Below are 21850 nucleotides of genomic sequence, written 5' to 3'. Positions count from 1 at the left end.
AGATGGCCGCCGCAGGCGCAATGGAAAGTCTCAAGCAGCTCGGACGCCGCGGCGTCGGCGCACCGGTGGTCATGCTGGCGATGCTGGCGATGGTCATGCTGCCGATGCCGCCGTTCCTGCTGGACATGCTGTTCAGCTTCAACATCGCGCTGTCGCTCGTCATTTTGTTGGCGGTGATCTACGTGATGCGGCCGCTGGAATTCGCCGCTTTTCCGACGGTCGTGCTGATGGCGACGCTTTTACGTCTCGCCCTGAACATCGCCTCGACCCGCGTGGTGCTACTGCACGGCCACGACGGCCCGGGGGCGGCCGGCAAGGTGATCGAGGCCTTCGGCGAGTTCGTCATCGGCGGCAACTTCGCGGTTGGCCTGGTGGTGTTCGCGATCCTGACCATCATCAACTTCGTGGTGGTCACCAAGGGCGCCACCCGCGTGTCGGAAGTCACCGCCCGCTTCACCCTGGACGCGATGCCCGGCAAGCAGATGGCGATCGACGCCGATCTCAACGCCGGCCTGCTGACCCAGGAACAGGCCCGCGAGCGCCGCCAGGAAGTACGCGAGGAAGCGGACTTCTACGGCTCGATGGACGGTGCCTCCAAATTCGTCCGCGGCGATGCGACCGCCGGCATCCTGATCCTCTTCATCAACATCGTCGGCGGCTTCTTCGTCGGCATGTTCCAGCACGGACTGGGCGCGGGCGAATCGGCCAAGACCTACACCCTGCTGACCATCGGCGACGGCCTGGTCGCGCAGGTGCCGGCGCTGATGCTCTCGATTGCCACCGCGGTGATCGTCACCCGCGTGTCCAAGTCGCAGGACATGGGCAAGCAGGTGCTCGGCCAGGTGTTCGGCCAGCCGCGCGCGCTGGCCGTGGCGGGCGCGGTGCTGGGCGTGATGGGCCTGATCCCGGGCATGCCGAACCTGGCCTTCCTGCTGCTCGGCGGCTGCTGCGGCGGCGCGGCGTACCTGATGATCAAGCGCGAGCGCGAAACGCGCGAGAAGCTGGCCGAGGCCATTGCAGAACCGGCCGCCGCGACGGCGCAGGTGCCGCCGGAGCGCATGGAGCTGGGCTGGGACGACGTCGCCAGCGTCGATCCGCTCGGCCTGGAAGTGGGCTACCGGCTGATCCCGCTGGTCGACACCCACCAGGGCGGCGAACTGATGGGCCGGATCAAGTCGGTGCGGCGCAAGTTGTCGCAGGAGTTCGGCTTTCTCGTCCCGGCGGTGCACATCCGCGACAACCTGGACTTGGGACCCAACAGCTACCGCATCACCCTGATGGGCGTGCCGATGGGCGAGGCCGAAGTGCACGGCGACCGCCTGATGGCGATCAACCCGGGCCGCGTGCATGGGCCGCTGCAGGGTATCCAGACCAAGGACCCGGCGTTCGGGCTCGAAGCGGTATGGATCGAACAAGGCCAGCGCGAGATGGCGCAGAGCCTGGGCTACACCGTGGTCGACCCGGCCACTGTGGTCGCCACGCACCTGTCGCACATCCTGCAGACGCACGCGCACGAACTGATCAGTCACCAGGATGTCCAGCAACTGCTGGACCGTCTGGCGCAGACGGCGCCGAAGCTGGTCGAGGACCTGGTGCCCAAGCGCCTGGCGCTGGGTGTGGTGGTCAAGGTGCTGCAGAACCTGCTGGCCGAGCGCGTGCCGATCCGCAACATGCGCACGATCGTCGAAACCTTGGCGGAGCACGCGGGGCAAAGTCAGGATCCCGGCATCCTCACCGCCGCCGTGCGCGTGGCGCTGGGCCGGCAGATCGTGCAGGAGATTACCGGGCTGGGCACCGAGGTGCCGGTCATCACGCTGGCGCCGGAACTCGAGCAGATCCTGATGAATTCGCTCGCCGGCGGCGGCGTGGCCGGCGCGGCGGTGGAGCCGGGCCTGGCCGACCGCCTGCAGCAGAGCGTTGCCGACGCCGCCCGACGCCAGGAAATGGGCGGCGAACCGGCCGTGCTGCTGGTGCCGCCGCAGCTGCGCCCGTGGCTCGCGCGCTTCACCCGCCACGTGGCACAGAACCTGCACGTACTGGCCTACAACGAGGTGCCGGACAACCGCAGGGTGCGGCTGGTCCAGGCGCTGGGACGTTAAAGGCCGGGAGACGGGCATCGTGGTTGGCAACTCGCACAAGCAGGCAGCACAGGGTTCCGGGGCCGGTGCCGCGCGCGCGCCGGCGAGCGGCGCGATGGCTCCGACCCGCTTGCGGAGCAAGCAGCAATGAAGATCAAACGTTTCGTGGCGCCGGACATGCGCCAGGCGATGCGCGAGGTGCGCGAGGAGCAGGGGCCCGACGCGGTGATCCTGTCGACGCGCCGCCTCGACGAGGGCATCGAGATCATCGCCGCGGTCGACTACGACGAGGCGCTGGTGCGCGAGGCCGCACGGCACGGCGCCGCGCCCGCGTCCGCCGAGCCACCGGCCCTGCCGGTGCATGCCGCGGTGCCGCCGCCGCCCCGCGGATCCAGCGTCGAAACGCTGGCGCCCGCCAATCGGCCGACGCCGGTGGAGGCTCCTGCCAAAACCACCGTGCCTGTTGCGGCGGACGCCAGGCGCAGCACGCGATCCGTCACGGCGGAAGAACACAAGCCAGTGCGTCCGGAAGCGCGACCAGCCCAGGCGGTTGTCCGCGCCGAGGTGGAAACGCAGGCACCCGAAGCCCCGGCCGAACCCGCACCGGTACATCCGCTGATCGAGCGCGCCGCGCAGGACACCGTGCGCATGCGGGCCGAGCTTTCCAGCCTGCGCGAGATGCTGGAGATGCAGCTCTCCAGCCTGGCCTGGAACGACATGGAACGGCGCCAGCCGCTGCACGCCCGCGTGCTGCGGGAGCTGACCCGGCTTGGCATCGAGGCGGACGTCGCCCGCGCGCTGGCCGAGGAGCTGCCCGCGCAGATGACCGCCGAGCAGGCCCGCTACCTGCCGCTGGGCATGCTGAGCCGCGGCCTGGCCGTGAGCGGCCGCGGGCGCTCCGACGAAGGCGGCGTCACCGCCCTGGTCGGCCCGACCGGGGTGGGCAAGACCACCACGCTGGCGAAGCTCGCGGCCCGCGCCGTCGTGCGCCACGGCGCCTCGCAGGTCGCGCTGGTCAGCACCGATCACTACCGCATCGGTGCCGCCGCGCAGCTGGAGCACTACGGCCGGCTGCTGGGCGTGCGCGTGTACCCGGCCTATGACGCGCAGAGCCTGCGCCAGGTGCTGGAGCTCCTGAAGGGTTGCCACACCGTGCTGGTCGACACCGCCGGGCTGGCCGGCAACGACCCGAGGTTGAAGGAGCAGCTCGACGCGCTGGGCGAGGCGGGCGACCTGCGCGTCTGCCTGGTGCTGGCCGCCAACGCGCAGGCGCAGTCGCTGGAGGAGGCCGTGCGCGCCTACCTGCCGGCGCGGCCGCATGCGGCGATCCTGACCAAACTCGACGAGGCGCCGAGCCTCGGCGGCGCACTCTCCGTGCTGATCCGCCACCGGCTGGCGCTGGACTACACCACCGATGGCCAGCGCGTGCCCGAGGACATCGCCGCCGCCGATGCGCGCCTGCTGGTGTGCCGCGCCGCGCAGGTGCTCAAGGGCAATGCGCCGGCGACGGACGAAATGCTGCTGGCGGAGCGCTTCGGCGCGATGGTGGCGCAGGCATGAGCGGAATCCTTGCAATGAACCAGGCGTGGGGTTTGAAAGAGATGTTCAACGCGATCACGGGCGAGCGCGACCTGGCACCGCCTGCACCGCACCAGCCGCACCAGGCGGCCAACACCGGCGCGCCGCGTCGTCGCTGCCGTGCCATCGCGGTGGCTGGCGGCAAGGGCGGTGTCGGCAAGACCACCGTGGCGGTCAATCTCGGGATGAGCCTCGCCATGATGGGCCGCGACGTGATGTTGCTGGACGCCGACATGGGCCTGGCCAACGTCGATGTGCTGCTCGGCCTGGCGCCCTCGCGGCACCTGGGCCACCTGCTCGACGGCACCGCCTCGCTGGAGGAACTGCTGCTGGATGCGCCGCACGGGCTGAAGATCATCCCCGGCGGCTCCGGCGCGCGCCGGCTGGCTCAACTGGGCAACGGCGAGCACGCGGCGGTGATCCGCGCGTTCGACGAACTCCCCCGGCCGCCGGACTACCTGCTGGTCGACACCGCCGCCGGGCTCTCGGACAACGTGGCGATGTTCGCCGCGGCGGCCGACGAGGTGGTGGTGGTGGTCTGCGACGAGCCGGCCTCGCTCACCGACGCCTATGCGCTGGTCAAGGTGCTCTCGCGCGACTTCGGCGTGCGCCGGTTTCGCTTCGTGGCCAACCTGGTGCGCAATGCCGGCGAGGCCCGCGCATTGCACCAGAAGCTGGCCAAGGTCTGCGACCGCTTCCTGGACGTGGTGCTGGATTTCTCAGGCTTCGTGCCCCAGGACGAGCGGCTCAAGCAGGCGATCCGCCGCCAGAACGCGGTCGTGGACCTGTGGCCGGCGGCGCGTTCGTCGCAGGCATTCAAGCAATTGGCCGGTGCGGTCGATAACTGGGAAGAACCCGCGCGCGCGGGCCTGGATCGCATCGCGTTCTTCGGCGGCCAGGCCGTGACGGCGTCGGGGTGGTGACATGAGCGTGGCATCGGAATATCTCCAGCTGCAGAAACAAAGTGCAGATGAGTTGGTGCGCCAGCACGCACCGCTGGTGCGCCGTATTGCCTATCACCTGATGGGCCGCCTGCCGCCGAGCGTGGATGTGGGCGACCTGATCCAGTCCGGCATGATCGGACTGCTGGAGGCCGCGCGGCACTACGCCACCGACCGCGCCGCCAGCTTCGAGACCTATGCCGGCATCCGCATTCGCGGCGCCATGCTGGACGAGCTGCGCAAGACCGACTGGACCCCGCGCTCCGTGCACCGCAAGGTGCGCGAAGTCGCCGAGGTGGTGCGCCAGATCGAGATCGAGACCGGTGCCGACGCCGAGGACGCCGAGGTCATCAAGCGCCTGGGGATCAGCCCGGAGGAGTACCACCAGGTACTCGCCGACGCCGCCAGCGCGCGCCTGCTGAGCCTCACCGCGCCGGACGACGGCGACGGCTCGCCCGCCTTCGACGTGGTCGACCAGGGCAGCCTCGGGCCGGCCGAGAGCATCGAGCAGGACGGCCTGCGCCAGGCACTGATCGACGGCATCGGCACCCTGCCCGAGCGCGAGCAGCTGGTGATGTCGCTGTACTACGAGCAGGAATTGAACCTGAAGGAAATCGGTGCCGTGCTCGGCGTGACCGAGTCGCGCGTGTGCCAGATCCATGGCCAGGCGATCGTGCGCCTGCGCGCGCGCCTGGGCGATTGGCGTGACGGGAATGGGGAATCGGAAATGGGCAGTCGCAAAGGCAAGAGCCGGCGCTCCCACACCGATCGCTCCCCTCCACGCTGACCATTGACGATTAACGATTCCCCATTCCCTTTTCCAGAGGAAACATGGACAAGAACATGAAAATCCTCGTGGTGGACGACTTCTCCACCATGCGGCGCATCGTCAGGAACCTGTTGGTGGAGCTGGGTTTCAGCAACCCGCTGATCCAAGAGGCCGACGACGGCAACAACGCGCTGACCATGCTGAAGAGCCAGCCGTTCGACATGGTCGTGACCGACTGGAACATGCCCAACATGACGGGCATCGACCTGTTGCGCGCGATCCGCGCCGAACCGTCGCTGAAGGGCCTGCCGGTGCTGATGGTCACCGCCGAGAACAACCGCGACCAGATCATCGCTGCGGCGCAGGCGGGCGTGAACGGCTACATCGTCAAGCCGTTCAACGCGGTGACGCTGAAGGAGAAGCTGACCAAGATCTTCGAGCGCATCGCCGCCGCGGGAGCCGGCGCATGAGCGCCGTCCTCTCCACGTTCGACGAAAGCGCCCTGCCGCCGGAGCTGCAGGACCTGCTCAACAGTGCCGACGGCGCCGCCTTCGAGCAGGCGCTCGATGCGTTGGTGCGCCAGCGCGAGCAGCACCTGTTCCGCGCGCTGGGCCTGCTCGCGCGCGACCTGCACGGGGCGGTCAGCCGGCTGGGCAACGACCTGGCCCAGGAAGGCGTGCCCGGCCGCGTGGCCGACGTGCGCAAGCACCTCAACGACGTGCTGGAGATGAGCTCGCAGGCAGCCCACCGCAGCATCGATTTCGCCGAGCGCATGAGCCCAGAGGCCGACGCGCTGGCGCAGAGCGCCGAACAGGTGCTCGCCTCGGCCGCGCCGTGCGACCCGGTCGCCGACCTCGCGCGCCAGGCCGGCAGCTTCGCCGGCGCCTGCCGCGAGGGCCTCAACGACATGGTGATGGCGCAGTCCTGGCAGGACCTGTCGGGCCAGCGCATCAAGAAGGTGGTCAACTTCATCGAGTCGGTGGAGTCCTCGCTGCTGGAGCTGGTGCGCCTGACCGGCGCATTGTCCGGCCGCGAGCCGCCGCCGGTGGTGGAGAAGATTTCCGGCCAGGACGAGGCGGACCGCCTGCTCAGCGAATTCGGCTTCTGAGCGGGTCCGGAGCGAGCATGGACCCCTCACTCGACGCCGAACTGCGCGACGATTTCCTGGTCGAGGCCGGAGAACTGGTCGAGCGCCTGTCGGAACAGCTGGTCGAGCTGGAAGGCAACCCGCGCGAGGCCGAGCTGCTCAACGCGGTATTCCGCGCCTTCCACACGGTCAAGGGCGGCGCGGGCTTCCTCGCCATCGAGCCGATGGTGCAGTTGTGCCATCACGCCGAGGACCTGCTCAACGTCGCCCGCAACGGCGTGCTGGTGCTGGATTCGGGACGGATGGACGCGTTGCTCGAGGCGCTGGACCTGCTCAACGCGATGATGGATGCGCTGCGCGGCGGCGCGTCGATGGCGATGCCGCCGCCGGCGCTGCTGCGCCGGCTGATGCCGGGCATCGCAGCACCGGCGCCGCCGCCGGTGGCCGTCGCCGCAGCCGCGCCCCGGGCCGACGGCAGCATCGACGACAGCGAATTCGAAGCGCTGCTCGACAGCCTGTACGGCACCGCCGCGCCCGGGACCGTGCCTGCGGCCGCGCCCGCGCCGTCGACGATCAACGACGACGAGTTCGAGGCGTTGCTCGACAACCTGCATGGCACGGCCGCACCGGGCGCTTCGCTACCCGCGGCGGCCAATACCATCGCCGACGACGAATTCGAAGCCTTGCTGGACAACCTGCACGGCAAGGGCGGTGCGCCCGGTGCCGCGCCGGTCACGGCAGCCGCACCTGCCGCTCCCGCCCGCGCCGCCGCCCCGGCGGAAACCAGCGTGCGCGTGGATACCGGCCGACTGGACGCGCTGGTCAACCGCGCCGGCGAGCTGGTGCTGGTGCGCAACCGCCTGCAGAGCCTGGCCCTGAAAAGCGGCGACGAGACGCTGGCACAGGTGGCGGCCGAACTCGACCGGGTGGCCGACGAGATGCAGGGCGCCGTGCTCTCCATGCGCATGCAGCCGGTCGGCCGGCTGTTCCAGCGCTTCCCGCGCATCGTGCGCGACCTCGCCCGGCAGCTGGGCAAGGAAGTGGACCTGGTCACCGAAGGCGAGGGCACCGACCTGGACCGCAGCCTGGTCGAGGCGCTGGCCGATCCGCTGATCCACTTGTTGCGCAACGCACTGGACCACGGCCTGGAAATGCCGGACGAACGGCTCAAGGCCGGCAAGTCGCGCCGCGGCACCGTGCGCCTGTCGGCCAGCCAGCGCGGCGAACGCATCGTCATCGCGGTCAGCGACGACGGCCGCGGCATGAACCCCGAGGTGCTCAAGCGCAAGGCGGTCGAAAAGGGCGTGATCGACGAGGCCCAGGCCGCGCGGCTGACCGAGACCGACTGCTACGAGCTGATCTTCCGCCCGGGCTTCTCCACCGCCGCGCAGATCTCCGACATCTCCGGCCGCGGCGTCGGCATGGACGTGGTCAAGACGCGCGTGGCCGAACTGGGCGGCACGCTGCAGGTGCGCTCGAGGCTCGGCCATGGCAGCGAGCTGGAACTGACCGTGCCGCTGACGCTCGCCATCCTGCGCGTGCTGATGGTGCGCGTGGGCCCGCGCCTGTTTGCGCTGCCGCTGTCGAACGTGGAGGAGGTGTTCGAACTTGCCGCCGGCCAGGACCGCATGCTCGACGGACGGCTGGTCGCCAACCACCGTGGCCGCGCGCTGCCGCTGGGCGATCTGGCCGGCTGGGCCGGCGTCGTCGGCGCCGCGCCGCGCCATGTGGTGGTGCTGCACATTGGCCACCAGCACATCGGTTGCCTGGTGCACGAGGTGCTCGGCCGCGAGGACGTGATGGCCAAACCGCTGGGCCCGCTGTTCGAGGGCATCCCCGGTATCGCCGGCGCCACCGTCACCGGCGACGGCAAGCTCGCGCTGGTGCTCGACCTGGCCGGCCTGGCCGACGACGGCGGGCAGTTGCTGCCGTCACTGCGCGCGGCGGGCTGAAGTGGATCCGGTGAGCCTCATCGGCACGATCCTGGCCTTCCTGGTCATCATCGTCGGCACCATCCTGAAGGGTTCCACGGTCGGCGCCCTGGTCAACCCGGCGGCGTTCGTGATCGTGTTCGCCGGCACCGCTGCCGCGCTGATGGTGCAGACGCCCGGCGCCGTGCTCCGGCGCGCGCTGGGCATGCTGCCGATGGTCTACCGGCCGCCCTCGTTCCATCCGTCGGACCTGATCGGCCGGATCATCGGCTGGAGCGAGATCTCGCGCCGGCAGGGCCTGCTCGGGCTCGAGCCGCAGATCGACGAGGAGGCCGACGGCTTCGTGCGCAAGGGCCTGCAGATGCTGGTCGACGGCGGCGAGCCGGATGCCATCCGCAGCGTGCTGGAAGTGGAGCTGGAGGCGCGTGAGCACAATGAACTGATCGCGGCCAAGGTGTTCGAGAACGCCGGCATCTACTCGCCGACCATGGGCATCATCGGCGCCGTGATGGGCCTGATGGCGGTGATGCAGAACCTGGCCGACCCGAGCAAGCTCGGGCACGGCATCGCCGCCGCCTTCGTCGCCACCATCTACGGCGTGGCGCTGGCCAACCTGTTGATGCTGCCGATGTCTGCGCGCCTGAAGGGCCTGGTGCGCAAGCAGACGCAGATGCGCGAGATCCTGGTCGAGGGGCTGGTCTCGATCGCCGAGGGCGACAACCCGCGGCAGATCGAGGCGAAGCTGCAGGGCTACCTGTCGTGAAGCGCAAGCACCACGAGGACCACGTCAACCACGAGGCCTGGGCGATTCCCTACGCCGACCTGATGACGCTGCTGCTCGCCTTCTTCGTGGTGATGTACGCGGTGTCGGTGGTCAACGAGGGCAAGTACCGCGTGATGTCCGAGTCGATCATCGAGGCGTTCAACGGCTCCAGCCACGTGATCGCGCCGATGCCGCCGCAGAAGGCCAGGCCGCACAACGTCGATCCGGCGATCGCCGCGCCGCAGAGCCAGCCGGGCGCGGCGGCCGCGCCGGTGGCGGTGCCGATCCCGCTGCGTCCGGCGTCGCGGCGCATGGATGCCGTGCGCGCAACGCACGAGACGATGCGCGACGTGCAGGCCGCGGCCGAGGCGCGGCGGCAGGCCAACCTCACGCGCATCCAGCACGAGGTCGAGCGGGCGCTGCAGCCGCTCATCGACAAGCAGCAGGTGATCGTGCGCCGCACGCCCAACTGGCTGGAGATCGAGATCCGCACCGATATCCTGTTTCCCAGCGGCGTGGCGCAACTCTCGCGCCCGGCCGGTGCCGTGCTGGGCAGCCTGGCCGGCATCCTGGCGCCGTTCGGCAACCCGCTGCGAATCGAAGGCTACACCGACGACAAGCCGATCAACACGGCCGTCTATCCGTCCAATTGGGAACTTTCTGCAGCGCGCGCGGCCAGCGTGGCGCGGCTGTTCGCCGAGCATGGCATCAGCCCTGCGCGACTGGGCATCATCGGCTGGGGGCAGTTCCGCCCGGCCGCCGACAACGCCACCGCGGAGGGCCGCAACCGCAACCGCCGCGTACTGGTGGTGGTGCTGAGCGACCACGCCATGCCGGTGCGCTATTCGGGCGATGCGGACCGCGCCGGCCAGTTGGCCGACAGCGCGTCGCCGACGGATGCGTCCGATACGTCCGTCGCGGGGACGCACGCCGCGGGCCTTGCCAATGCTCGCCCGCAGGTTGCGTCCGCACAGCATGTTGCCGCGAAGGCGCCGGCGCACGTCACCGAACCGACCCTCGTCGTCACTCCGGAGCGTGGCAAATGACGCGCGCTTCTTTCATGGAGCCCAAGGCATGACCGCCCCGGCCGTCCCGAACCATCGACACTGGCTCACCTTCCAACTGGACGGCCAGGCCTATGCCGCGCCGCTGGTGCAGGTGAGCGAAGTGATCCGCGTCGGCGAAGTCACGCCGGTCCCCGGTGCCGCCTCCGACCTGCTCGGTGTGCGCCACCTGCGCGGCCGTGTCGTGCCGGTGCTCGATGGTCGTCGCCGTCTCGGCCTGCCGCCGCGCGACGGCGAGGACGACGGCGTGCGCGTGGTCATGCTCAGCCACGCTGCCCACCTCGTCGGGCTGCGCGTGGACGGGGTCGGCGAACTGCTGCTGCCCGGCAACGAATCCGTCGCCCCGCCGCCACCCGGGCGCGCCACGCGCGAAGACGATCCAGTGACTGGCGTGCTGCCGTGGAAGGGTGGTTTCGTCGCCTTGCTCGATGTGCGCCGGCTGTGCCGGTTGCCGGAAAGCGGCGCCGCCTGATCCGCTTGTGACGCTGACCGGCTGAAACCCCGCGGGATACCCGGGAAAACCAGGCTTGAGCCTCTCTCCCGCCGAGAGAGAGTCCGGTGCTGCTGGCGCATTCGCTCCGCCCGGACCCTCACCCGCCTGTCGGCACCCTCTCTCCCGGAGGGAGAGGGATTCGAACGGGTAGCTGAGGGTGGCGCTTCGACTCCGGCGCCCGCGCCTATATCCAGCGTGATCGAGCGTGCGGGAAAAGGCCGCAGCCGATCACTCCGCCTCCTTCGGCACCTCGCCGTACCCGGCCGCCTGCAATTCCTCGCGCGCGGTCAGGGCCGAGAGCGCCAGCGTCATGCCGGAACGCACGTTGGATGCGACGAAGTTCTGGTGGCCCAGGGCCTGGCCACACACCACCATCTTCACGTTGGCCTTGTGCAACTGGCTGATCAGGGACGCGTTCGGATTGGAGTGGCCGAATTTCTGTCGATAAGCCTTGTCCGACAGCGCCAGGTCGACCCCGCGTCCGTAGAACAGCACCACCATGTGGACCTTGTCGTTGGGCACGCCAGCGAGCGCATACAGGTTCAGCAGCTTGGCCGCCGTGTGCAGGCGCACGTTGATGTCGTTGTCGCGTGTCGGGCCGTCGCTGTCGACGTCGATGTAGAGCCGATGCTCCGCCACGGTCGAGGGCATCAGCGCATCGGGCCCCACCGGCAGCACGCCACCGGCGCCGTGGATGCGCGGGTAGGTCAGGCGCGCGTCGGCATGCGGCTGCGACACGGTGAACGCGATCACCGCGGCGCAGGCGATCAGCAGCAGGGCAACGCCGCTCCATGCCAGCGTGCGGCGGATCGGCGAGGGGGCGAGGTCATCGGCGGACATGGCGGTGGCTTTGCTGTAGGTCATCCCTGCGGGTCTCCGTTGGCTGGACGGCCGTGGCGCGCAATACGGCAGTGTAGGTAGATGGCGTGAAGTACCGGGCAACGTGGCCATGCGGTGCGGTGGAACGTGATGGCCGTCACGCATGCGACGGCGTCATTGCGCCGGCCGCGCGCCGAGCAGGCGTCCGTTGACGCGCGTGCCGTACAGCGACATCGGCGTGTCGTGGTAGGCCTTGCGCGTGGCGGCCAGGTCGCCGTGGTAGCGCGGGTCCTGCGGGCGCTCGTGCGCGTCCATGAACATGGCCACGTCCCAGGCATCCTGGTCGCTCAGCATGCCGCCGCGGCTCAACGGCATGTTCGCCTTGATGAACGCGGCCGCCTTGTCCAGCTCGTGCATGCCGGCGCCCCAGTTGAACGAGTCCGGACCCCACAGCGGCGGGAACACGTATGTGCCGGCCACCTTCTGACCCTGGCCTTGGGCGCCGTGGCAAAGCGCGCAGTCGCGCCCGAACACCGACTGGCCGCGCGCATAGTCCGGTGCCTTCGCCGGTCTGGGCACGCTCGGATAGCCTGCGCCTTCGAGCTTCGTGCCCAGCGGCGCACCCTGCGCCATCCAGTAGGAATAGGTCTCCAGCGCCACGATCACCGGGTCGTCCAGCGGCGGCGCCTTGCCGTTCATGCTGTACATGAAGCAGCCCTGCAGGCGTTCGCCGTAACTGTTCACGTGATGGTTCTTCTTGCGGTACTGCGGATACATGCCGTACGCGCCCCACAGCGGCGCGGAGTCGGCCAACCGGCCCGCGTCGAGGTGGCAGTTGACGCAGTTCAGGCCGTTGCCGACGTACGCCGGCGCGGCCTTGCGCGTATGCAGGAAGATCTCGCGGCCCAGCCGCACCATGTCGCCGTAGGGACCGGCCGGGATCGTCGATTCGGCCGGTGGCGTGAAGGAGGTGGTCGCGGGCGCCTTTGCTGCCGGTGCGGCTGCGCGCGGCGCGTCGGCGGCGTGCGCATCGAGCGGCGTGCGGCCGCTGCATGCGGCGAGTACCAGCGGAGCAAGGAGCAGGGCGATCAGGCGCGCGGTCATTTGCGGACGCTCCTGCCGACCGGCGACTGCGCCGCAAACCACTGCGCCACCGCGGCGATGTCCTGGGCACTCAAGGCGCGGCTCAGGTGCTGCATGAGCCCGAGCGGATCGTTGCGTCGCGTGCCTTGCTGCCAGGCCTTCAGCTGCGCCTCGATGTACGCTGCCGGCTGCCCGGCCAGCGGGGGGAAGTTCGCACCCACGCCCACGCCGCCGGGCCCGTGGCATTGCTCGCAGGCGGGTACTTGCGCGGACCAGCGCCCGCGCGTGGCGAGCGTGGCGCCCCTGGCGTCGGCCCCCGGACCGTCGGCCGGCTTCGTGACCTTGGCCTTCACCGGCACTGGCAGGCGGGCGTAATACATCGCGACCCCGTCGCGCTCGTCCGGCGACAACGCTTGCGCGATGGGCTGCATCACCGCGTTGGAGCGCGTGCCCTTGGCGTAGTCGTCCAACTGCCTGCGCAGATAGCCGGCGTCCAACCCGGCCAGGCGCGGAAAGCCGGCCGCTGCCTGGCCGCGACCATCGGCACCGTGGCAGGACTGGCACGGCGGCGCACCGCGTTCGTTGCCCCGGTTGACCAGGGTTTGCGCCGTCGCCGCGTTGGCTGGCGATGCCCATGCCAACGCGAGCCAGAGCCCCGCCACGACGCCTTCCCAACCCCTGCCGCGCATCCGCAATCCCCCCATGGCTCCGTGCCGGCAGGGCAAACCCTTGCCGGCCAAAAGCAACGAATAGCGAGCTCGGCGTGCAGGGAATGTCTGCGCGCTGGAGCCGGCTTGCGACGCGGTGGCGAGGTGTCGGGGGCTCCGAGCGCGCAACGGCGGGACTTGGCGCGGGCTCCGGCTCCTCACTCCAGCCCTCTTCCCGCAGGGGAGAGGGAGCGAAGCGCGCGTGTAGGAGGTTCAGGCGGCGTGTTCGCCGCCGGCCTCGTAGACGCTGGCCAGCACCGCAGCGGCGGCAGCGTAGAGCAGCACGGGCACGTCCTCGCGCAGGCGCAGCGCGGCCAGGATCGAGGCAACCTGTGGATCGTGGTGCAGCGGCAGCCCGAGCGCGCGGGCGCGGGCGAGCAGCAATTCGAGCGCCTCGGGCGGCAGCGGCGCGGCCTTGGTTTCGGGACCGGCCAGGCGCAGGGTGACGCGTCGCTGCGGCGGCGGCAGGGTGGCGCTCATGCGGTGGCCTTCAGCAACAGGGCGCTGGCGTGCCCCTGGCCTTGCGGCAGGCCGGTCTGGCAGCTCAGCTGGTCCAGTTGCAGGCCACTGGCGGCCAGGCGCTGGCGCAGCGGGGTGAACTGGCGTTCGAGCCGCTCGTTGGTGGCGCTGCGTTCGGCCCACAGGCGCACGTTCAGGCGCAGGTCGCGCAACTGCAATTCGCCCTGCAGCGGACCCAGCGGCGGCAGGTCGAGGGCGAAGCCCAGCGTCCACGTGCCGGCGCCGGTCTCGGCGTCCTGGCCGTGTTCGAGGTGCAGCTGCAGCACGTCGCGGCCGAGCGGGCCCTGCAACGGGATCTCGATCATCCAGGCCTGCGCGCCGGCCGCGTCGAGCTGGGCGATTTCCAGCCGGGCCAGCGCGGCGTGCACGTCGCCGCGCAGGCGGCCGAGCAGTTGGCCGATGTCGTCATCGGCGGAGGGTTCGCCGAAGGGTGGGGCCAGCGGCACGCGCGGTTGCGCCTGCAGGCCGCGCTGGCGCAACGGCGGCGGGGTGTCGGCACCGCTGGCGGGCGGGTGCATGGGCAGCCGCGGTTGCCGGTCGAGCACCGCGGCCAGGCGCAGCAGTACTGCCTTGAAGTCCTCGTCGCCCAGCGGCATCGGATTGCTGCGCGGGTTGACCAGTTGCGATTCGAGGAACAGCCCGCTGCGGGCGACCGCCTCGCGCAGGCCGTCCGCGCGGGTGATGTCCTGCGGCGTGCGCACGCCCTGGTCGAGCAGGGCCAGCGTGGCGCGCACCTCCGGCGGCAGCTGGCGCACGATCGGCCGCTGCGCCAGCGCGCCCAGCGTGGCGAGCAACGGCGCGTAGCCGTTCTGCTGCGGCAGGCGTTCGCGCAGGGCCTGTTGCACGCGCGGGTCGGCGGCAGCGCCGGCAAGGATTTCCAGCAGCGGCGGGTTGCCCATCGCCAGCACGCGTACCTGGAACTGCGAGGGCAGCGGGATGCCGAGCGGGTCGGCCTCCACTGTGAACGCGCCGATCTGCAGCACCATGCGGCCCTGCTCGCCCATGCCCAGCGGGCGGGCGTCCAGCACCGTGCCCACGCGCCAGCTCTCGGCCGTGGTGCCGGAGGCGGCACCCGCCCAGGTCATCGCGGCGAGGCTGGTGGGTTGGATGATCACGCGGGTCTCCTGCCTGCCGGCCGGGCAGTGGGTCGGTTCCGTGCAGTCGGTACAGGAATCGGCCGGGCGGACGATAACTTGAGCGATGGTGACGCCGGTCACTTTCCGGCACTAAAGCCTCCACCGGAACCGCCGATAAGGCTTGGGCAGGGGCCCGGTAAGAGCGGAGGCAAGCAATGGGCAGCAAACGTGAACACAGCGCACCGGCCGCGGTCGAGATCGGACTGCCGGCGGATTGCCGCATGGCCGCGCAGGCGGCATTGCTGGCCGAGCTGCTGGGCGCGCTGGACGCGCCGGCGACGCAGCTCGACGGCAGCGCGGTCGAACGCGTGGATACCGCCGCGCTGCAGCTGCTGACGCTGTTCCGCCGCGAGGCGCTGTCGCGCGGCTGCGCGGTGAGCTGGCGGGGCGCGAGCACGACATTGTGCGAGGCGGCCGAAACGCTCGGCCTGATCAAGGCACTGGATCTGCCGGCAGCCGTGCCGGCGTAGAAAACGAGGTTGATGAAATGGCAAAGATTCTTGCGGTGGACGATTCGGCGTCGATGCGCGGCATGGTGGCCTACACCCTGCGCGGCGCCGGCCACGAGGTGACCGAGGCCGAGAACGGCCAGCTGGCGCTGGACGCGGCCAACGGTGCGGCGTTCGACCTGGTGCTGGCGGACGTCAACATGCCGGTGATGGATGGCATCAGCATGGTGCGCGAGCTGCGCACGCGGCCCAGCTACAAGGGCGTGCCGATCCTGATGCTGACCACCGAGTCGCACACGGACAAGAAGATGGAAGGCAAGGCCGCCGGCGCGACCGGCTGGCTGGTCAAGCCGTTCGATCCGGAGCAGCTGCTGGCGACCGTCAAGCGCGTGCTCGGCTAAGCCGCAAAGAGAGCGATCCGATGAGCAGTACCGGCGGCCTGGCGCAGTTCCAACAAGTATTCATCGAGGAGAGCCTGGAAGGGCTCGACACGATGGAATCCTCGCTGCTCGCGCTGGACGATGGCGGCGACGGGGAGCTGGTGCATACCATCTTCCGCGCCGCGCACTCGATCAAGGGCGGCGCGGCGACCTTCGGTTTTCCGGAGATGGCCTCGTTCACCCATGAGGCCGAATCGCTGCTGGACGAGGTGCGCGGCGGCAAGCGCGCCATCGACAAGCCGATCGTCGAGCTGCTGCTGCGCTCGGTGGACTGCCTGCGCGGGATGTTCGACCGCGCCAGGGCCGGCCAGCCGCTCAACGACGCCACCTCCGATGACGTGCGCGGCGAGCTGGCGGCGATGATGGGCCGCGCTGCACCTGCCGCCGCGGTCCAGGGCCGTCGCGCCGGCGACCAGGCCGAGGCCTGGATCATCCGTTTCCATCCGCACGCCGGCATGCTCGCCGGCGGCAACGATCCGCTGCGGCTGATCCGCGAGCTGGCCGGGCTGGGCGAGCTCGCCGTCGAAGCCGACCTCTCGCGCCTGCCGGCACTGGCCAAGCTCGATCCGTCCGAATGCCACATGGGCTGGTCGATCGAACTGAAGGCGCCGGTCAGGCGCGAGGACATCAAGGCGGTGTTCGACTGGGTCGAGGACGAATGCGACCTCGCCATCGAACCCAAGCCCAGCGCCGTGGTGACGCCGGCCGCGCCGCCGGCGCCGGCGAACATCGCCGAGGCCGCCGCCCGCGGCACGCGCGAGGCCAATGCCGATTCCGGCTCGGTGCGCGTGTCGATCGACAAGATCGACGGCATGATCAACCTGGTCGGCGAGCTGGTGATCACCCAGGCCATGCTCGACACCTTCCGCGAGGAATTCGATCCTTCGCGGCTGGCCTTGCTGCAGCACGGCCTGACCCAGCTCGCCCGCCACGCGCGCGAGCTGCAGGAAAGCGTGATGGGCATCCGCATGCTGCCGATCGCCTCGGTGTTCAACCGCTTCCCGCGGCTGGTGCGCGACCTCAGCCAGAAGCTCGGCAAGCAGGTGAAGCTGGAGCTTCACGGCGAGCAGACCGAGCTCGACAAGACCGTGCTGGAGAAGATCGGCGACCCGATGGTGCACCTGGTGCGCAACGCCATCGACCATGGTCTGGAGACGCCACAGAAGCGTCGTGCCGCCGGCAAGAGCGACATGGGCACGCTCAAGCTGGACGCCTATCACCGCGGCGGCAACATCGTGGTGGAAGTGTCCGACGACGGCGCCGGCCTCAACCGCGGGGCGATCGTCGGCAAGGCGATCGAGCGCGGCCTGATCAGGAGTGGCGAAGGCCTGAGCGATGAAGCGGTCGGCGAGCTGATCTTCCAGCCCGGCTTCTCCACCGCCGAGGTCACCACCGACCTGTCCGGCCGAGGCGTGGGCATGGACGTGGTGCGCCGAAACGTGTCGGACCTCGGCGGCACGGTCACCATCCGCAGCAAGCCGGGGCAGGGCAGCGTGTTCACCATCACCCTGCCGCTCACCCTGGCGATCATCGACGGCCTCACCGCCGCGGTGGGCCAGGAGCGCTACATCGTGCCGCTGGTGTCGATCGTCGAATCGGTGCAGCTCAAGCCCGAGGCGCTCAAGACCGTGGTCGGCGGCGGTGAGCTGTTCCGCTTCCGCGGCGAGTACCTGCCGGTGCTGCGCCTGCACGAGCTGTTCGGCTGCGACGGCGCCAAGCGTGCGATCGAGGATGGCCTGGTCATCGTGGTCGAGGGCGACGGCTCCCGCGTGGGCCTGTTCGTCGACGGGCTGGTCGGCCAGCAGCAGGCGGTGGTCAAGTCGCTGGAAACCAACTACCGCCGCGTGCAGGGCGTCTCCGGCGCGACCATCCTGGCCGACGGCTCGGTGGCGCTGATCACCGACATCGCCGGACTGGTGCGCCTGCACGGACGCCGCAAGGCGGCCTGACCGCCCCAGCGGGAATTCCGCCCGCTTTGACTGCCTCCCGTGCCCGGCTTCCTTCCGGACCGGACGGGAAGTTCCGAGGGTCTGCTCCTCTTCCCTGCACTCAAGAACGCCGTCCGCCCGCCGATAGGAATCATGGATCGGTACTTCACCGTGGAACGCACATGACCCACCCAGCGAACCCCGTCGCCTCCGACGCCGAAACGGCGGCGACGCAATACCTCACCGTGAACCTCGCCAGCGAGGAATACGCGATCGACATCCTGGCCGTGCGCGAGATCCGCGGCTGGACGCCGGTCACCCGCATACCGCAGGCGCCGCACTACGTGCTGGGCGTGCTCAACCTGCGCGGCGCCATCGTGCCGGTGCTGGACCTGCGCCTGCGCTTCGGGCTGCAGCGCGAGGAGTACAGCGCCACTACCGTCACCGTGGTGGTGACGGTGGCCGGGCGCCTGTTCGGCGTGGTCGTCGATGCCGTTTCCGACGTGCTGGACGTGCAGGCCGACGGGGTCCGCCCGGTGCCGGACATGGGTACCGCCGTGGATACCGAATACTTGAAGGGATTGACCTCCGTCGATGAGCGCATGGTGCTGCTCCTGGACGTGGACAAGCTGTTGCAGCCGCAGGACGCGCAGATGCTGGAAGCCGCCTTGCCCGCGGTTACCGAAGTCAAAGCCGTGGCCTGACAGGACCTACCGATGAAGATGCCGAAACTCAAGTTCAAGATTCCCGCCCTGACCGTGCGCGGCCGCCTGCGCCTGGTACTGGGCATGCTGATGCTGATGCTGGTGGCCGGTGCCGTGATCGGCATCGGCTCGATGCAGCTGCAGAACGAGGGCATGCGCGCGATGTACCAGGACGAACTGGTCACCGCGCAGACGGTGTCGCGCATGCGCGCCGATTCGCTGATGCAGTTCATCGTGCTGGGCGAGGCGGCGAAGCTGGTCAAGCAGCCGCCGCAGCTGAAGCAGAAGATGGACGACTACGCTGCGCTGGAAGCGAAATTCAGAGCGGAGAAGAAGAGCTTCGACGCCGCGCCCAAGAGCGAGGCCGTGGCCGCGCAATACAAGAAGTACATGGCCGACGAGGGCGACTACGTCAGCGGCCTGAAGGACATGACCGATGCGCTGAACCAGCATGACGAGGCCGCCGGCGACGTGCTCGACATGGAAGTGCGCCCGCTGATGATGATGCGCCTGGAAGTGCTGGACAAACTCGTCACCATGCAGCGCGACGAGGCGTTTGCCGCCTACCAGGCCCAGGTGTCGCGCTTCAAGCTGATCCGCGCGGTCAGCATCGGCGCGCTCGCCGCCGGCCTGCTGCTGGCGATCTGGATGGCGCTGTCGCTGAGCCGCTCGATCATCAATACGCTCACCTATGCCGGTCGTGTCGCCCGTGAGATCTCCCAGGGCAAGCTCGGTCATGCGATCAAGGTGAAGCGCAACGACGAGCTGGGCCAGCTGCTGGATGCGTTCCGCAGCATGGACGAGCGCCTCTCCGCCATCGTCGGCGAGGTTCGCCACGGCTCCGGTGCGGTGAGTACCGCCGCGCAGCAGATCGCCCGCGGCAACGACGACCTCTCCCAGCGCACGCAGGAACAGGCCTCCAGCCTGGAGGAAACCGCCTCCTCGATGGAGGAGATGACCTCCACCGTCAAGCAGAACGCCGAGAACGCCAGCCACGCCAACCAGCTGGCCCGCGGCGCCCGCGAGCAGGCCGAGCGCGGCGGCGAGGTGGCCTCGCAGGCGGTGGTGGCGATGAAGGAGATCAACGCCTCCAGCCGCAAGATCTCCGACATCGTCAGCCTGATCGACGAGATCGCCTTCCAGACCAACCTGCTCTCGCTCAACGCGGCGGTGGAAGCGGCGCGCGCCGGTGAGCAGGGCCGCGGCTTCGCGGTGGTCGCCACCGAGGTGCGCAACCTGGCGCAGCGCTCGGCCGGCGCGGCCAAGGAGATCAAGGCGCTGATCAACGACAGCGCGGAGAAGGTGCGCACCGGTACGGAGCTGGTCGACCAGTCCGGCAAGGCACTGGGCGAGATCGTCGACAGCGTCAAGAAGGTTACCGACATCGTGGCCGAGATCGCCGCGGCCAGCCAGGAACAGTCGGCCGGCATCGACCAGGTCAACCATGCCGTGTCGCAGATGGACGAGATGACCCAGCAGAACGCCGCGCTGGTCGAAGAGGCCGCCGCGGCCGCCCGCGCAATGCAGGAGCAGGCCAACGAGCTGGCTCGGCAGGTGGCGTTCTTCCATCTGGATGGCGACCTCGCCGCGGCGCCTGCGCCGGCCGCCAAGCCGGTGGCCGCTGCGGTGGTCGCCGAAGCCGAGGCGGTGTTCGCCGCCGTGCGCAACAGCCCGGCCCCGCGCGCGGCGCGGATGGCCGAGCCGGCCGCCGCGGGTGTGTGGAAGGAGTTCTGAGCATGAGCGCGGTGGTCGACCACGACAACCCGGCGGCCGGCCTGGCTGGCCCGGTGCTCGGCGATGGCGACTTCCAGTTCCTGCGCACGTTCGTCTACCGGCACTGCGGCATCGCGCTGAGCGAGCAGAAGCACCAGCTGGTGCAGGGCCGCCTGGCGCGGCGCCTGCGCGCATTGGGCCTGAAGGACTTCGGTGCCTATTGCGAGCTCCTGCGCACCGAACCGGAGCGTGAGCTCGGCGAGCTGGCCAGCGCGATCAGCACCAACGTCACGGCGTTCTTCCGCGAGGTACACCACTTCGAGGCACTGGCCAACGAGATGCTGCCGCGATGGCTGGAGCAGAAGCGGCGCGAGGGCGACCGCTTGCGCATCTGGTCGGCCGGCTGTTCCAGCGGCGAGGAACCCTATTCGCTTGCGATGGTGCTGGCCGAGGCGCTGGAGCGGTGCGGCCGCAACGTCGACGCGAAGATCCTCGCCACCGACCTTTCGCCGGCGGCACTGGCGGCGGCGCAGAAGGGCGTCTACCCGGTCGAGCGACTCGATGGCGTCAGCGCCGAGCGGCGCCGGCGCTGGTTCCTGCGCGGCGAGGGCGAGTACGCGGGCCTGGCCTGCGTGCACCCGAAGCTGCGCGAGCTGACCACCATCGCGCCGCTCAACCTGCTGCACGCGTGGCCGATGCAGGGACCATTCGACGCCATCTTCTGCCGCAACGTAGTGATCTATTTCGACCAGCCGACCAAGCAGAAGCTGTTCCACCGCTTCGCCGGCCTTCTGCCCACGGGTGCGCCGCTGTTCCTGGGCCACTCCGAATCCATGCACGGCCTTTCCGACGAGTTCGAACTGATCGGTCGCACCATCTACCGGAAACGCTCTGCATGACCCAGGTCGCCGCGAGCCTGCCGCGAGGCCAGGCCATCGCACCCGCTCTACCCGGTTTCGAACACCTGCGCAGGTTCTGGGACCCGACCCACCAGTGCGTCACCGCCAAGGTGCTGCCGGGCGAGTTCTACGTGAGCACGCAGGAGGAAATGATCTCCACCGTGCTCGGCTCCTGCATTGCCGCATGCATCCGCGACAGGCGCCGGCAAGTGGGCGGCATGAACCACTTCATGCTGCCCGAGCCGGTCGGCGAGCGCGACGCCTGGTCGGCCGCGGTCGGCCGCGCGGCGCGTTATGGCTCCGACGCGATGGAGCAGCTGATCAACGCCATCCTGAAGGCCGGCGGCCAACGCGAGGACCTGGAAGTGAAGGTGTTCGGCGGCGGCCGCGTACTGGCGCAGATGACCGACGTGGGCCGGCGCAACATCGAATTCGTGCAGCGCTACCTGACGACCGAAAAGCTGGCCGTGGCGGCATCGGACCTGGGCGACGTGTACCCGCGCCAGGTCCAGTACTTCCCGGCCAGCGGCAAGGTGCGCGTGCGCCAGCTGCGCGGCACCCGCGACGCCCAGCTGGTCGACGGCGAGCGGTTCTACCTCAAGCGTTTGGCAAACGATCCGATAAAGGGAGAGGTGGAGCTGTTCTGACCTGGTGGCGCTGGGCCGTGGGGGCGCGGCATCCGCCGTGCCGGCTGCCCAGCCGCGGTGCAGACGGATCAACGCCCTCACGACCCAGCCCCATCGCTCCAC

At 69.7% G+C, this 21850-nt stretch carries 22 protein-coding genes; 17 read left to right on the top strand and 5 right to left on the bottom strand.

Features of this window, described 5'->3' with window-relative positions; genetic code table 11:
* Positions 1-2 precede the first annotated feature (2 nt).
* From flhA to BMZ38_RS14440, 10 genes are all read left to right on the top strand, one after another.
* The gene (gene flhA / locus BMZ38_RS14485; RefSeq protein ID WP_091339223.1) at positions 3-2099 is read left to right on the top strand and encodes a flagellar biosynthesis protein FlhA; all 2097 of its coding nucleotides are present in this window, start codon (positions 3-5) and stop codon (positions 2097-2099) included.
* 126 nt (positions 2100-2225) lie between these two features.
* A complete protein-coding gene (flhF, locus tag BMZ38_RS14480; protein ID WP_091339219.1) occupies positions 2226-3638 on the top strand; it encodes a flagellar biosynthesis GTPase FlhF in 1413 nt (470 codons plus the stop codon).
* Complete coding sequence (locus BMZ38_RS14475; protein WP_342707644.1) at positions 3635-4579, top strand: nucleotide-binding protein; 945 nt, start codon at positions 3635-3637, stop codon at positions 4577-4579. The genes flhF and BMZ38_RS14475 overlap by 4 nt, the downstream gene beginning before the upstream one ends.
* Position 4580: 1 nt before the next feature.
* Positions 4581-5384, top strand: a complete 804-nt coding sequence (locus tag BMZ38_RS14470; RefSeq protein ID WP_091339212.1) for an RNA polymerase sigma factor FliA — start codon at positions 4581-4583, stop codon at positions 5382-5384.
* A gap of 44 nt (positions 5385-5428) precedes the next feature.
* Entirely contained in the window at positions 5429-5836 is a 408-nt protein-coding gene (locus BMZ38_RS14465) for a chemotaxis response regulator CheY (protein ID WP_091339209.1), read from the top strand.
* Complete coding sequence (locus tag BMZ38_RS14460; protein WP_091339206.1) at positions 5833-6474, top strand: protein phosphatase CheZ; 642 nt, start codon at positions 5833-5835, stop codon at positions 6472-6474. Before BMZ38_RS14465 ends, BMZ38_RS14460 begins: the two co-directional genes overlap by 4 nt.
* Positions 6475-6491: 17 nt before the next feature.
* Entirely contained in the window at positions 6492-8405 is a 1914-nt protein-coding gene (locus tag BMZ38_RS14455) for a chemotaxis protein CheA (RefSeq protein ID WP_091339203.1), read from the top strand.
* A gap of 1 nt (position 8406) precedes the next feature.
* Positions 8407-9147 (top strand): flagellar motor protein, encoded by a 741-nt coding sequence (locus tag BMZ38_RS14450; RefSeq protein WP_091339200.1) that lies wholly within the window; start codon positions 8407-8409, stop codon positions 9145-9147.
* Positions 9144-10193: a flagellar motor protein MotD gene (gene motD, locus BMZ38_RS14445; protein ID WP_091339197.1), complete on the top strand. Its 1050-nt coding sequence runs from the start codon at positions 9144-9146 to the stop codon at positions 10191-10193. Before BMZ38_RS14450 ends, motD begins: the two co-directional genes overlap by 4 nt.
* 28 nt (positions 10194-10221) lie before the next feature.
* On the top strand, positions 10222-10683 hold the full coding sequence (locus BMZ38_RS14440) for a chemotaxis protein CheW (RefSeq protein WP_091339195.1): 462 nt from the start codon (positions 10222-10224) through the stop codon (positions 10681-10683).
* 249 nt (positions 10684-10932) lie between these two features.
* Here the strand turns inward: BMZ38_RS14440 and BMZ38_RS14435 are convergent, their stop codons facing one another.
* The 5 genes from BMZ38_RS14435 to fliK all read right to left on the bottom strand — a co-directional run bounded on the left by BMZ38_RS14435 (position 10933) and on the right by fliK (position 14947).
* Positions 10933-11568, bottom strand: coding sequence for a DsrE family protein (locus BMZ38_RS14435; RefSeq protein ID WP_175483754.1), 636 nt, complete (start codon positions 11566-11568; stop codon positions 10933-10935).
* Between the two features lie 129 nt (positions 11569-11697).
* Positions 11698-12627 (bottom strand): c-type cytochrome, encoded by a 930-nt coding sequence (locus tag BMZ38_RS14430; RefSeq protein ID WP_091339186.1) that lies wholly within the window; start codon positions 12625-12627, stop codon positions 11698-11700.
* The gene (locus tag BMZ38_RS14425) at positions 12624-13268 is read right to left on the bottom strand and encodes a c-type cytochrome (protein ID WP_245747253.1); all 645 of its coding nucleotides are present in this window, start codon (positions 13266-13268) and stop codon (positions 12624-12626) included. The genes BMZ38_RS14430 and BMZ38_RS14425 overlap by 4 nt, the downstream gene beginning before the upstream one ends.
* 258 nt (positions 13269-13526) lie before the next feature.
* A complete protein-coding gene (locus BMZ38_RS14420) occupies positions 13527-13793 on the bottom strand; it encodes a flagellar biosynthesis protein (protein WP_091339181.1) in 267 nt (88 codons plus the stop codon).
* Entirely contained in the window at positions 13790-14947 is a 1158-nt protein-coding gene (gene fliK / locus BMZ38_RS14415) for a flagellar hook-length control protein FliK (protein WP_091339178.1), read from the bottom strand. Before fliK ends, BMZ38_RS14420 begins: the two co-directional genes overlap by 4 nt.
* Positions 14948-15123: 176 nt before the next feature.
* Here fliK and BMZ38_RS14410 point away from each other — a divergent pair, with 176 nt between their 5' ends.
* The 7 genes from BMZ38_RS14410 to cheD all read left to right on the top strand — a co-directional run bounded on the left by BMZ38_RS14410 (position 15124) and on the right by cheD (position 21748).
* A complete protein-coding gene (locus BMZ38_RS14410) occupies positions 15124-15438 on the top strand; it encodes an STAS domain-containing protein (protein WP_091339175.1) in 315 nt (104 codons plus the stop codon).
* A gap of 17 nt (positions 15439-15455) precedes the next feature.
* Positions 15456-15818: a response regulator gene (locus BMZ38_RS14405; protein WP_091339172.1), complete on the top strand. Its 363-nt coding sequence runs from the start codon at positions 15456-15458 to the stop codon at positions 15816-15818.
* A gap of 20 nt (positions 15819-15838) precedes the next feature.
* Positions 15839-17806, top strand: coding sequence for a chemotaxis protein CheA (locus BMZ38_RS14400; protein WP_091339169.1), 1968 nt, complete (start codon positions 15839-15841; stop codon positions 17804-17806).
* Positions 17807-17967: 161 nt separating this feature from the next.
* The gene (locus BMZ38_RS14395; RefSeq protein ID WP_091339166.1) at positions 17968-18489 is read left to right on the top strand and encodes a chemotaxis protein CheW; all 522 of its coding nucleotides are present in this window, start codon (positions 17968-17970) and stop codon (positions 18487-18489) included.
* A 12-nt stretch (positions 18490-18501) separates the two neighbouring features.
* Positions 18502-20223 carry a methyl-accepting chemotaxis protein gene (locus tag BMZ38_RS14390; RefSeq protein ID WP_091339163.1) on the top strand — a complete coding sequence of 574 codons (1722 nt, stop codon included), beginning with the start codon at positions 18502-18504 and terminating at the stop codon, positions 20221-20223.
* A gap of 2 nt (positions 20224-20225) precedes the next feature.
* Positions 20226-21101 carry a CheR family methyltransferase gene (locus tag BMZ38_RS14385; protein WP_091339160.1) on the top strand — a complete coding sequence of 292 codons (876 nt, stop codon included), beginning with the start codon at positions 20226-20228 and terminating at the stop codon, positions 21099-21101.
* A complete protein-coding gene (gene cheD / locus BMZ38_RS14380; RefSeq protein WP_091339157.1) occupies positions 21098-21748 on the top strand; it encodes a chemoreceptor glutamine deamidase CheD in 651 nt (216 codons plus the stop codon). Before BMZ38_RS14385 ends, cheD begins: the two co-directional genes overlap by 4 nt.
* Positions 21749-21850 lie beyond the last annotated feature (102 nt).

The sequence above is a fragment of the Frateuria terrea genome, assembly GCF_900115705.1.
Lineage (GTDB): Bacteria > Pseudomonadota > Gammaproteobacteria > Xanthomonadales > Rhodanobacteraceae > Frateuria_A > Frateuria_A terrea.
Note: the sequence above shows the minus strand (reverse complement) of the source record. Positions and strands in the feature narration are given on the sequence as shown.